The organism is Streptomyces sp. CBMA29, assembly GCF_014596445.1.
GTDB lineage: Bacteria > Actinomycetota > Actinomycetes > Streptomycetales > Streptomycetaceae > Actinacidiphila.
Genome location: NZ_MECL01000147.1, coordinates 1 through 10,512, shown reverse-complemented (window position 1 = coordinate 10,512; position 10,512 = coordinate 1). Strand labels below are relative to the sequence as shown.

The 10,512-nt window shown below is 71.4% G+C and carries 13 protein-coding genes and 2 pseudogenes; 9 read left to right on the top strand and 6 right to left on the bottom strand.

Translation table 11 applies throughout. From position 1 onward, the window contains the following. Positions 1-828: DUF6745 domain-containing protein (locus BGM09_RS20010; protein ID WP_188283021.1), on the top strand; the 828-nt coding region annotated here is incomplete at its 5' end. A 14-nt stretch (positions 829-842) separates the two neighbouring features. Here the strand turns inward: BGM09_RS20010 and BGM09_RS20005 are convergent. Continuing rightward, on the bottom strand, positions 843-1,253 hold the full coding sequence (locus tag BGM09_RS20005) for an SsgA family sporulation/cell division regulator (RefSeq protein ID WP_188283020.1): 411 nt from the start codon (positions 1,251-1,253) through the stop codon (positions 843-845). A gap of 198 nt (positions 1,254-1,451) precedes the next feature. Between BGM09_RS20005 and BGM09_RS20000 the strand changes: the two genes are divergently transcribed. Beyond that, a complete protein-coding gene (locus BGM09_RS20000; RefSeq protein WP_188283019.1) occupies positions 1,452-1,829 on the top strand; it encodes an MmcQ/YjbR family DNA-binding protein in 378 nt (125 codons plus the stop codon). Between the two features lie 27 nt (positions 1,830-1,856). On the opposite strand, the gene BGM09_RS19995 is transcribed toward BGM09_RS20000, so the two are convergent. Beyond that, positions 1,857-2,048 carry a DUF4236 domain-containing protein gene (locus BGM09_RS19995; RefSeq protein ID WP_188283018.1) on the bottom strand — a complete coding sequence of 64 codons (192 nt, stop codon included), beginning with the start codon at positions 2,046-2,048 and terminating at the stop codon, positions 1,857-1,859. 372 nt (positions 2,049-2,420) lie between these two features. On the opposite strand from BGM09_RS19995, the gene BGM09_RS19990 reads away from it, so the two are divergent. The 4 genes from BGM09_RS19990 (at position 2,421) to BGM09_RS19975 (ending at position 5,430) form a co-directional block, all read left to right on the top strand. Then, positions 2,421-2,768 (top strand): chaplin, encoded by a 348-nt coding sequence (locus BGM09_RS19990; RefSeq protein ID WP_411158339.1) that lies wholly within the window; start codon positions 2,421-2,423, stop codon positions 2,766-2,768. Positions 2,769-3,040: 272 nt separating this feature from the next. Beyond that, on the top strand, positions 3,041-3,307 hold the full coding sequence (locus tag BGM09_RS19985; RefSeq protein WP_188283017.1) for a GlsB/YeaQ/YmgE family stress response membrane protein: 267 nt from the start codon (positions 3,041-3,043) through the stop codon (positions 3,305-3,307). A gap of 76 nt (positions 3,308-3,383) precedes the next feature. Further along, positions 3,384-3,578, top strand: coding sequence for a hypothetical protein (locus tag BGM09_RS19980; protein ID WP_188283016.1), 195 nt, complete (start codon positions 3,384-3,386; stop codon positions 3,576-3,578). Continuing rightward, on the top strand, positions 3,535-5,430 hold the full coding sequence (locus tag BGM09_RS19975) for a RecQ family ATP-dependent DNA helicase (protein WP_188283015.1): 1,896 nt from the start codon (positions 3,535-3,537) through the stop codon (positions 5,428-5,430). Before BGM09_RS19980 ends, BGM09_RS19975 begins: the two co-directional genes overlap by 44 nt. Here BGM09_RS19975 and BGM09_RS19970 read toward each other — a convergent pair. Next, the gene (locus tag BGM09_RS19970) at positions 5,411-5,710 is read right to left on the bottom strand and encodes a WhiB family transcriptional regulator (RefSeq protein ID WP_188283014.1); all 300 of its coding nucleotides are present in this window, start codon (positions 5,708-5,710) and stop codon (positions 5,411-5,413) included. The two genes, BGM09_RS19975 and BGM09_RS19970, sit on opposite strands and share 20 nt — an antisense overlap. A 351-nt stretch (positions 5,711-6,061) precedes the next feature. On the opposite strand from BGM09_RS19970, the gene BGM09_RS19965 reads away from it, so the two are divergent. After that, entirely contained in the window at positions 6,062-6,457 is a 396-nt protein-coding gene (locus BGM09_RS19965) for a YkvA family protein (RefSeq protein WP_188283013.1), read from the top strand. A 127-nt stretch (positions 6,458-6,584) separates the two neighbouring features. On the opposite strand, the gene BGM09_RS19960 is transcribed toward BGM09_RS19965, so the two are convergent. Together BGM09_RS19960 and BGM09_RS19955 are read right to left on the bottom strand one after the other, a co-directional pair. Next, entirely contained in the window at positions 6,585-7,670 is a 1,086-nt protein-coding gene (locus BGM09_RS19960) for a sugar ABC transporter substrate-binding protein (protein ID WP_188283012.1), read from the bottom strand. A gap of 310 nt (positions 7,671-7,980) precedes the next feature. Continuing rightward, entirely contained in the window at positions 7,981-8,256 is a 276-nt protein-coding gene (locus tag BGM09_RS19955) for a GlsB/YeaQ/YmgE family stress response membrane protein (RefSeq protein WP_188283011.1), read from the bottom strand. Between the two features lie 333 nt (positions 8,257-8,589). Between BGM09_RS19955 and BGM09_RS19950 the strand changes: the two genes are divergently transcribed. Beyond that, entirely contained in the window at positions 8,590-9,879 is a 1,290-nt protein-coding gene (locus BGM09_RS19950) for a glycosyltransferase (RefSeq protein ID WP_223187313.1), read from the top strand. Positions 9,880-9,986: 107 nt separating this feature from the next. Here the strand turns inward: BGM09_RS19950 and BGM09_RS19945 are convergent. Then, positions 9,987-10,397: pseudogene (locus BGM09_RS19945) on the bottom strand (P1 family peptidase); the annotation flags it as partial. 2 nt (positions 10,398-10,399) lie between these two features. On the opposite strand from BGM09_RS19945, the pseudogene BGM09_RS19940 reads away from it, so the two are divergent. Next, positions 10,400-10,512, top strand: a pseudogene (locus BGM09_RS19940) (cyclase family protein); the annotation flags it as partial.

The window sequence follows — 10,512 nt, the reverse complement described above, 5'->3', positions numbered from 1 at the left end:
AAGGGCCACAGCGTGCGGGACGAGGTGCGCGGACGGCCGTGGGCCGCGGAGCGGGCCCGGCTGCACGCGGCGCTCGGTCCCACGGGCTGGAGCGAGCGGTGGAACGCGACCGGGGCGCGGCTGTGGGAGGGTACGCAGGCGCTGGCGGGCCGGATCAGGGCCGGTGTGGTCGAGGAGTTGGCGCGGGGGCGGAAGGAGGAGCCGGAGATCCGGCTGCTGCTGCTCGACGCGGTCCTCGGCCAGCACGAGGCGGCCTGGCTGTGCGCGTTCGACACGCAGGAGGGCTCCCCGCTGGACGGGCTGGCGGCGGTCGCGCGCTCGGCGGGCTGGTGGTGGCCCTACGAGCGCGTCGCGATCGTCTGCGAGCGCCCCGCCGAACTGCACCGCGACGAGGCGGGCCGCCTCGACCGGGCCGACGGTCCCGCGCTCGCCTTCCCCGACGGCTTCGCGCTGCACGCCTGGCGCGGTATGCCGGTCCCCGCCGAGTTCCTGCGTGAGTTGGGCACCCTCACGCCGGAGCGGATACGCGGCGAGGAGAACGCGGAACTGCGCCGCGTCATGCTGGAGCACTACGGCTACGACCGCTATCTGACCGAGTCGGGCGCGGTCCCCGTGCACCGGGACGAGACCGGGATCCTCTGGCGGATCGCGCTGACCGGCGACGAGGACGTGACGATGGTCGAGGTCGTCAACTCCACGCCGGAGCCGGACGGCACGAGCCGTACGTACTGGCTGCGGGTGCCGCCCGGCACGAAGTCCGCGAAGGAGGGTGTGGCCTGGACCTTCGGCCTGACCGCCGACACCTACGTGCCACTGCGCCAGACCTGACGGGACGCCACGTTCTAGGCTCGCTCGACGATGCGGGAGAGTTCGGCGTCCAGGGCGGGCCGGACGGTCCGGGTGTCGAGCGGGGCACGCTCCTGGGCGAAGGAGACGAAGCGGCGCACGGGAGCGGTGTCCAGTTCGACGCGGGCGTCCTCGCCGGGGCGGCCGAGGCGGATCAGCAGCCGGGAGCCGGTTCCGGCCGAGGGCGTGACCCGGACGTCGCCGAGGCCGACGGCTCCGGTCAGGCCCCTGGCCAGCAGATCCCAGGCGAAGATCCAGACGGCGGTCTCGGGGCCGCCGAGGCCGAAGGTCATCCGCACGGCGAGGCAGTCCTGCGGGTCGTAGGCCATCCATGCCGGAATCCGCAGCCGGTGGCCGCTGGGCAGCGGCATCGACGCCGTCACCGCGTGGCAGCAGGAGTCGGGCATCGAGTCTCTTTTCGCCGAACGACGGGACCCGGCCGGTGGCGGTACCGGACAGGTCCTCGACCTTTGAGGCTCCGTGTGCCCCCGCTCGCGGATCACATGCCGCTCACGTATCGGCCGCCCGTACGCCGCCCGGCGGATGTCCCGGCGGGGCATGGCCACCACGGGCGCGGGCACCCGCATTCCATGGAGGATGCGGAGATGGCTGATCATCACGATGTGCGCCGGATCGCGCTGACCCTGCCGGAGGCGGTGGCGGCGGATGACGGGATGTCCGTGTCGGTGCCGAACGGCGGCAGGCACAAGAAATTCGCCTGGGTGTGGCTGGAGCGGACCGACCCGAAGCAGGCCCGCGTACCGCGGACCGACGTGGTGGCCGTCCGGGTCGCGGGCCAGGAGGAGAAGGAGGCGCTCCTCGCCTCCGACCCGGCGAAGTTCTTCACCGAGCCGCATTACAACGGATTCCCCGCCGTGCTCGTACGGCTCAAGGCCGTCGCCGAGGACGAGCTGCGGGAGTTGCTCGTCGGCGCCTGGCGTTGCCAGGCACCGCGAGCCCTCGTGCGGGATTCCGGTCTCTGATACGGGCGGGGCGATCACCCGCGCGGGTCACTTGCGGCGGTCGGTGTGCCGGTAGCCGAAGGGGCCCGGCAGGTCCGCGGAGGTCGTCCGCCGTCCCGTGGTCGACCAGGTGCGGTGCGCGCCGCCCCTGCGTCCGAGCGTGAGGGACAGCGACTTCCGGTTCACGTTGATACGTACGCCGGGAAATATGTGGAACGACTTACGGAACGTCAGCGGCATGATGTCCTCCGGTGGTTGGCCTGTCGGCTCGTCTGCCCAGCTGACACCGCCTCACCCAGCCGACTCCTGAACCGTCGCCGTCCCGGCCGCCGTCGCCCGCATTCCGGCCGCTCGATTCGGCAGAGGCACCGGCCCGCGGCGCCGGGCCGAGGCACCGGGCCGAGAGGTTCGGCAGAGCCATCCGGCGGAGCCGCGCCGTGGGCTCACCCGGGGAGCGGTGTTCGCTGCCGTCCGGACGAGTGACTTGCGGGCGCGGCAGCGACCGGCCCGACGACGGGTGGCGAACTCTGAGTGCGGACACCGGCAAGGCGGATGATCACACTCCGCATGCCGGTGGGCTCAGTGCAGACCACCAGCACCAAAGGAGTACCCATGAAGCTCATGCGCAACGGCGCCGTCCTGGCCGCGCTCGTCGGCGGGATCATGCTGGCCGGCGGTGGCGTCGCCGCCGCTGACGCCGACGCCACCGGCGCGGCCATCGGCTCGCCCGGCGTCCTGTCCGGCAACCTGATCCAGGTCCCGATCGACGTGCCGATCAACGCCTGCGGCAACTCGATCAACCTGATCGGCGCGCTGAACCCCGCCTTCGGCAACACCTGCTACAACGGCGGCGGTCACCACGAGAACGCCGGCTGGGACGGCGCGAACCACGACGGGATGGGCCACTGGGGCCACGAGGGTCACGTCTGGCACCCCGAGGCCAAGGACGACTGCAAGTAGTCGGACCGATTCCCGAGCACCCCGTCCCGGTCGCCGCCCGCAAGGGCCGGCGGCCGGGACGCTCCATGCCGGGACACCACACGCCACAACGCTCCGTCCCGGGACGCTTCACCGGGAGGCCGCAGGCCGGAACCCGTCGGACCCGGCCGCGCGAAGCGCTCCTTTCGGCCCAACTCCCCCTCCCCCGGGGCCGAGTGCGTGTTCGTGTTCTTCAGGGGCAGACGACCGCCGAGGACGCACGTGGGTGGCCACGTACGACAAGAAGGGACGTCATGGAGATCTCCAGCATCATCAGTGCCATCATCATCGGCATTATCATCGGCGTGCTCGGTCGGCTCGTGGTCCCCGGCCGTCAGCACATCGGTGTTATCTGGACCATCCTGATCGGCATCGTGGCGGCCTTCATCGGAGCCGCCATCGCTCACGGTCTCAACGTGGACGACACCAGCGGAGTCGACTGGATCGAGTGGCTCATCCAGATCGGTCTGGCCGCCGTCGGTATCGCCGCCCTCGACCGGTCGAGGCCGCGCCGTCGTTGATCCATGGGTCCTGGTCCCGGCCACGCCCGGCATCCGGATGATATGAACGCAGGCGCCTTTCCTTGAGGAGTTCCGCATGGAACCCGACCCCGGGAAGGGCGCCTTCCGTCTGCCCGATCACGCCGCCGACGGTGACTCGACCACCGACACCGCGCCCCGGCGCCCGCCCTTCATCGACCGGCCTTCATCGGCCGACCGCCTCAAGCCCCACGACCGCAGGGAGCAGCATGTTCGGATCGACCGCCCGTCGGCTACGGCGTTGCGCACGTGACGTGTTCGGCTGGCCGAGCCTGCGTCCGCCGCAACTGGAGGCGATGAAGGCGGTGATGCGGCACAAGGACGTCATCGTCGTGATGCCGACGGGTGCGGGGAAGTCGGCGGTCTACCAGGTGCCGGGCGTCCTGCTGAAGGGGCCGACCGTCGTGGTCTCCCCGCTGATCGCCCTCCAGCGCGACCAGGTCGAGGGGCTACTCAAGCGCGAAGGACCGGGCGCGGCATCGGTCAACTCCACGCACCGCGACGCGGAGAACGCGCAGACCTGGGACCGGGTGGAGAGCGGCGACCTGGACTTCATCTTCCTCGCGCCCGAACAACTGGCCAGGGAGGACGTCATCCTGCGGCTGAAGCAGGCCCGTCCCGCGCTGTTCGTGGTGGACGAGGCGCACTGCGTCTCCTCCTGGGGCCACGACTTCCGCCCTGACTACCTGCGGTTGGGCGCCGTGCGCGAACGGATCGGCCGCCCGCCGGTCCTGGCCCTCACCGCGAGCGCGGCGGCGCCGGTCCGCGCGGAGATCCTTCAACTGCTGGGCATGCGCGGCGCCCAGGAGGTGATCGCCGGATTCGACCGGCCCAACATCCACCTGGCGGTCGGCTACTTCCAGGAGGAGAAGGCCAAGCGGCGCGCGGTCCTCGACCGCGTCGGCGCCGAGACCGGCTCCGGCATCGTCTATACCGCGACCCGCCGCGAATCCGAGTCGTACGCCGAGGAGTTGCGGGACGCGGGGGTGTCCGCCGCCGCGTACCACGCGGGGTTGCGCGCCACGGAGCGGTCCTCCGTCCAGGACCGCTTCCAGAGCGGGGAGTTGGCGGTCGTCGTGGCCACCTCGGCGTTCGGCATGGGCATAGACAAGGCCGACGTGCGGTTCGTGGTGCACGCCTCGGTACCGGGATCGCTCGACGCGTACTACCAGGAGATCGGCCGCGCGGGCCGTGACGGGGAACCGGCGCGGGCGTACGTGGCGTACCGACCGCAGGACTTGGGGCTGCGGCGGTTCTTCTCTTCCGGCCGCCCGGACGCCGACGCCCTCACCCTGGTCGCGGAACAGCTCGCCGAGCGGTCGGCTGAGCGGTCCGCCGAGCACACGACGGGCAAGGCGGCCGGGAAGAGGCCGGCCAAGGAGCCCGCCGCGGTCTCCGTGACGGCGTTGCGCGGCGACACCGGTCTGACGGCGAGCCGGTTGACCGCGGTCCTCAATCTGCTGGGTCAGGCGGGCGCGGTCCGTACGGCGGCGGACGGGAAGGTGTCGCTGACGCCGGAGTGCGCGACGGCCGCGGCGCGCAAGGCGGCGGTGGAGCGGGCGCTGGAAACCGCCGACAGCCACCGGCAATTGGAGCAGTCCCGCGTGGACATGATGCGCGGCTTCGCGGAGACCGACGGCTGCCGGCGGGCGTTCCTGCTCGGTTACTTCGGCGAAGCGCTCCCCGGTGGCTGCGGCAACTGCGACACGTGCGGTTCGGCGTCCGGATCCGGCGGCCTGGCCTCCGGCACGGACGGTCACGCGGGTGTCCTGCGCGGTACGGGCTCGCGGGGCGACTCCCGCCACGACGCGGAGTCCGGTTCCGGTGCCCAGGAGTCAGCCGCGGCAGCCGCGCCGGGCGGGAGCCGGGCGCGTACCTGGCGCCGTAGCCGCAAGCGGCCGGACGCCGGGGCCACGGCCGCTTCGCACGGCCGGTACGCGCCCGGCGTCCGGGTCCTGCACGACAAGTGGGGTCAGGGCGAGGTGATGGGCGTCGCTGACGACACGGTCACCGTGCTGTTCGAATCCGCCGGATACCGGACGCTGTCGCTGTCCGTCGTCCTGGAGCGGGATCTGCTGACGCCGGTCAAGGGCCGCGGTGCGTGACCTGCGGCTGCGCGGTGCCCGCCGACGCGCGGGCCACCGCGGCCTGCTGCCGAGACCTCCGACGTTTCAGGGTGCGGCGTTCCTCCTCGCTGGTGCCGCCCCACACGCCGAGGCTTTCGCCCATGTCGAGGGCGTAGCTCAGGCAGGTCTCCCTGACCGGGCAGTCCGCGCAGACCCGTTGGGCCTTGTGCACTTGGAGTTTGGCCGGTCCGGCGTTGCCCACGGGGAAGAAGAGCTCGGGGTCCTCGGTGCGGCATGCGGCCTGGTGTTGCCAGCTCACGGAGACACCGCCTTTCGTCGGGTGCGGAGTGTCGGGCCCACGTACCGGGCCCGTGGGTACTCGCCTGCCCAGGCGGTCGGCGCTCAACGTGAGGAGTTTGTGAGGGCGATGGCGCCCGAAGCCGTACGGACATCAGACAACCGGATCACCCGATTCGCCCTCGGAGGCCGCCGGTCGGGCGTGGCGACGTCACGCACGGCCGGATCGGGGGTAGGCGGAGGGGGTAGGCGGAGACAGTGGGGCCGTCAGGTCTCCGCCCGGCCTAAAACGTCAGATCTCCGCCCGTCCTGATCTCCGCCCGTCCTCCCCTCGTATCCCCTTGTCCGTCCGTACGCCGAAGGAGCCGCCGCCATGGCCAGAAGCGACCGCAAGCCGAGCAGGGCGCCTGTGCCACTGCGCACCGGCCGCTCCGCGTGGGGCCTGTACCGCGAGACGCGCCGGCCGGGCGAACCGGGCCTGTTCCGGCGGCTGGTGGCGACACCGCGCCTGGTCAGCGCGGTGCTGCACCGCCGGTATCCGGGCCTGTCGCGCGCCAAGCTGCTGGCCTTCACGGTCCTGGCGGCGGTCTACGTGGTCTCGCCGCTGGACGCGATCCCGGACGTCATCCCGGTTCTCGGGTGGACGGACGACTCGGCGGTGGTGCTGTGGTTCATGACCGGCCTGGTCCGCGAGTCGGGGCGCTTCGTGAGCTGGGAGTCCGACCGTCCGCGAGGCGGCGCGCTGCCCCCGAAGGGTTCGGCGGTGTGACCACCGGCCGGGCCGAGGGATACGGCGTACGCGGTACGCGCCCCTGACCCGGCCGGTCGAAACCGCCGACGGACGTCTCTCGCCGGACGCGTCACCCACTGGAGGCGCGTCCCGCTCGAGGCGTCTCCTACTGAATTCCGGCGTCCTTGCACGCCTGGGCGAATTCGGCGGTGCAGATCTGGGCGGTGGTGTAGAGACCGTCCTTGATGACCGTGTCCTTGATGTTGTCCTTGGTCACCGATATGGCGTCCAGCAGTTTCGCCGGGACGTCCTGGCCGGAACCGCTCTTGGCGGTGCCGTCTGCCACGGACTTGACGTCCTTGCCGTTCAGCAGGTCGATCGCGATCTGCGCGGTGGCGTCCGCCTCCGGCTTGTACGCCTTGTAGACGGTGCTGGTCTGAGTGCCCGCCAGAATCCGCTGGATCGCGGTGAGTTCGGCGTCCTGACCGGTGAGCGGCGGGTTGATGCCCGCGCCCTTGAGGGCGGTGGCGATACCGCCCGCCATGGCGTCGTTGGCCGAGTAGACACCGGCGATGGCGGATTTGCCGAGTTGGGTGATCGCCGCGGTGACCTTCTGGTTGGCGACGGTGTCCTTCCAAAGACCCGACTGCTCGTAGGCGATGTCCACCTTGCCGTCGAGGATCTTGTGCGCGCCCTCCTTGAAGGAGGCGGCGTTCGGGTCGGCCGGGTCGCCGTCGATCATCACGATCTTCGAGGAGGGAACGGCCTTGGGACCCATGGCGTCCAGCAGCGCCTGCCCCTGCAACTCGCCGACCTTCTCGTTGTCGTAGGAGACGTAGGCCGATACCGGACCCTGCGCGAGGCGGTCGTACGCGACGACCTTGATGCCCTTGTCGACCGCGGCCTGCACCGAGGACTGGATGCCGACCGAGTCCTGCGCGTCCAGGATGAGCACCTTGACGCCCTTGGCGATCATGCTGCTGACCTGCTGCGTCTGCTTCGTCGGGTCGGCCGAGGCGTTGTCGTAGCTGACCTTGCAGTCAGAGCACAGTTCCCTGATCTTGGCCTCGATCAGGGGGCGGTCGAATTTGGCGTACCGGGTGGTCGTGGTGTCCGGGAGCAGCAGACCGATCATCTTGTCCTTGCCGCCGCCTGACGAGTTGTCATGGGCTTTGCCGCAGGCGGCCAAGGTGGTGAGCGCGAGTGAAACGGCGGCGGTTCCGACGATGAGCCGTCGCGTCATTGCCTTCATGCGCGGTTGCCCCTCCCTGACTGGGCCGCAACACCGCGACCCGGGTGCAGGCGAGTCAACTCTCGTGACGCTCCGTACGTCAAGAAGTAAACATCGGATCGATTCGTTGAATCGATATTGGGGTCTCCGGCGGTCGCCTCTGAGGCAACGCCTACAACATGTGAATCCGAAGTCGGGCGTTCTGGGCAATGCGCTTTCACGGGCCGGATACGTCTCATACCGCTCACGGCAGGACCGGGCGCACGGCCGGAGGGCGGCACCCCCGCGGTGGGGGTGCCGCCCTCCGGCCGTGCGCCCGGGTGACCCGCGGTCAGCGCCTCGCGTCCCGCGAGTCGCCGAAGAAGATGCGGTAGAGGATGAGCAGTACGAGCGCCCCGCCGATCGCCGCGCCCCAGGTGGCGGCGTCGAAGAAGTGGTGCTGTACCGGCTTGTCGAGGATTTTGGCGGACAGCCAGCCGCCGACGAACGCCCCTGCGACGCCGATCACGGTGGTTCCGACCAGGCCGCCCGGATCGCGACCGGGCAGCAGAATCTTCGCGACGGCCCCGGCGAGCAGACCGAGGATGACCCAACTGATGATTCCCATAAGGGCCTTCTGCCCCGGGACACGCGGGTCACACACACGAGCGCCCACCACGCGCGAGGGGCCAACACCGGGCGGGGGCAACTGAGTCGGGAGCGGAGTCGGGGCACGCCGCCCGGTCCGGCCGCGTGGAATACGGCACGGTTATCGCCCGGCCGCCGGGCACCCTTCGGTGTGCATATTTCCATATCCGCACCGCGCGTTACAGAAAGCGTCACTCCGTGAAATCTGGAATTCACACGCGCGCAAGTTTTAGGTGGTCCCATCGCGGCTAATCCGCTGGTCAACCAGGTTTGTCAATTTCCCGCAGAGCGGGACCTGCGATGGGTGCGCGTCATGAACGAACTGCGTGTGCTGTCGATCTACGAGGGCTTCTTTTCCGGCGGTGCGAGGATTCTGCACAGCGACGTCGTGCGCGGTCTCAGCGGCGGCGCGCAACGGCACGCGGTGCTGAGCATCGAGGGTGAGATGCACCGCGAGGCGACCAGGCAGCCGATGACCGAGGACGCCTGCTACCGGGCGCTCACGGCGGCGGGTGTGCCGGTGTCCGCCCTGCGCGACCGTTTCGGCGGCGAAGGCCGTGAGGACGCCCGGGAGGTCGGCCGTAAGGCCGGTCGTAAGGGCGGCCACGGGAGCGGCGCCGACGTGTTCAGCCGGGCGGAGCTCGCGGCCACCGCCAGGGCGACGGCGGCGGCCGACGTACTCCTCTCGCTCAAGGAACAGCCGCTCGCGCTCCTCAACCAGGCCGGGTTGCCGTACCGGCCGGTGGTGGTGTGCCTGCACAGGTCCGATCCGGAGAATCAGGGCCCCGCGCTGGACGCGCTGCGCGCCGCGGTGGCGGCGGGCCGGGTGCGGGCGTGCGTCTGCTGCGCGGAGTCGACCAGGGCCGCGTACGTCGCCGCGGGCATCCCTGCCGAGCTGATGCACATCATCCCCAACGGCGTCGATCTGCTGCGGTTCCGGCCCGACGCGGTCCGCAGGGCCGCGATGCGGTCCTCGCTCGGCATCGCGGCGGACGCGCCCGTCACGGTCTTCGCGGCCCGCTACGCGGCGATGAAGAACGTGCCGCTGTTCCTGCGGGCGGCCAGGATCCACCTCGGGCGGGACCCCGGCGCGCACGTCCTGATGTGCGGCGCCGGGATGACCGCGGACAACGCGGAGCTGACGGCGGACATCACGGCCGCCTTCGGCGACGCTCCCGGTCTGCTGCGGCGGCTGTCGCTGCTGGGCGTGCGGCACGACATGGAGACGGTGTACGCCGCCGCGGACGTGGTCTCACTGACGTCGTCGTCGGGTGAGGCGGCGCCGCTGTGCCTGATCGAGGGCATGATGTGCGGCGCGGTGCCGGTGGCCACCGATGTCGGGGACTGCGCGGATCTGGTCGCCGGGCACGGCTTCCTCACCCCGGCGCAGGCCGAGCCGATCGCCGCGGCCTGGTCGCGGGCGGCGGCGCTGGCCGCCGACTTCGCCCCGGCGCTGGCCCGCAGCCGCGAGCGCTTCAGCCAGACCCGCATGGTGACCGCCTACGGCGCGCTCATCGAGCGGGTGCACCAGGACGCGGTACGCGCGGTACGCCCGGCCCGCCGCAGGACCCGGACCCGCGCGGGGGTCCCGTACGGCGCCTGACCGCGCCAGGACTCCAGAACGGCAGGACACCAGGACGCCAGGACCGAGCACGGCGCGGCGGGAGCCCCATCGCTCCCCCGCGCCGTACCGAAGCCGTGCCGAAGCCGTCAGGCGCCGTAGTACGCGTCCCGGTACGAGAGGAAGAGTCCGCCCGGTCCGTCCACCGTCTCCGCGGCGAGGACGGCGTGCAGGAGGGCTCGGGTGAGCGTGTCGGCGCCCGCTTCGAGGACGGCGTTCACCGCGCCCGCCTCGATGTGCACACCGAAGGCGGGGTCGGCGGCGTCGGCCGTCCCCGGCGGGACGAGGGGGCGGCGGCCGGTCGCCATGGCGAAGACGGTGTCGCCGTCGGACAGGGAGTGGGCGGGGCGGACGGCGCGGGCGAGCCCGTCGTGCGCGGTGCCCGCCAGCTTCTGCGCCTGGGCGCGGGTGAGGGCGGCGTCCGTCGCGACCACCGCCAGCGTGGTGTTGAGCGGGTGGGTGTTGAGCGGGTGGGTCCGCCGCTCGGCGTTCTCCGCGGCACCGACTGCCAGGTGACCACGCGGTGACACCGGAAGACCTGTCCGCGGCGGAGGAGTTGGCGGGCACCGCGGTACGGGCCGGGGACGTGGTCCTGGTGCGGACCGGCCAGATACG

What these genes read in the sequence shown, in the direction of transcription:
- BGM09_RS19960 (WP_188283012.1), bottom strand. Translation starts at nt 7,670, where the DNA reads ATGAAGGCAATGACGCGACGGCTCATCGTCGGAACCGCCGCCGTTTCA.
- BGM09_RS19955 (WP_188283011.1), bottom strand. Translation starts at nt 8,256, where the DNA reads ATGGGAATCATCAGTTGGGTCATCCTCGGTCTGCTCGCCGGGGCCGTC.
- BGM09_RS19980 (WP_188283016.1), top strand. Translation starts at nt 3,384, where the DNA reads ATGGAACCCGACCCCGGGAAGGGCGCCTTCCGTCTGCCCGATCACGCC.
- BGM09_RS19965 (WP_188283013.1), top strand. Translation starts at nt 6,062, where the DNA reads ATGGCCAGAAGCGACCGCAAGCCGAGCAGGGCGCCTGTGCCACTGCGC.
- BGM09_RS19985 (WP_188283017.1), top strand. Translation starts at nt 3,041, where the DNA reads ATGGAGATCTCCAGCATCATCAGTGCCATCATCATCGGCATTATCATC.
- BGM09_RS19950 (WP_223187313.1), top strand. Translation starts at nt 8,590, where the DNA reads ATGAACGAACTGCGTGTGCTGTCGATCTACGAGGGCTTCTTTTCCGGC.
- BGM09_RS19995 (WP_188283018.1), bottom strand. Translation starts at nt 2,048, where the DNA reads ATGCCGCTGACGTTCCGTAAGTCGTTCCACATATTTCCCGGCGTACGT.
- BGM09_RS20005 (WP_188283020.1), bottom strand. Translation starts at nt 1,253, where the DNA reads ATGCCCGACTCCTGCTGCCACGCGGTGACGGCGTCGATGCCGCTGCCC.
- BGM09_RS19975 (WP_188283015.1), top strand. Translation starts at nt 3,535, where the DNA reads ATGTTCGGATCGACCGCCCGTCGGCTACGGCGTTGCGCACGTGACGTG.
- BGM09_RS20000 (WP_188283019.1), top strand. Translation starts at nt 1,452, where the DNA reads ATGGCTGATCATCACGATGTGCGCCGGATCGCGCTGACCCTGCCGGAG.
- BGM09_RS19990 (WP_411158339.1), top strand. Translation starts at nt 2,421, where the DNA reads ATGAAGCTCATGCGCAACGGCGCCGTCCTGGCCGCGCTCGTCGGCGGG.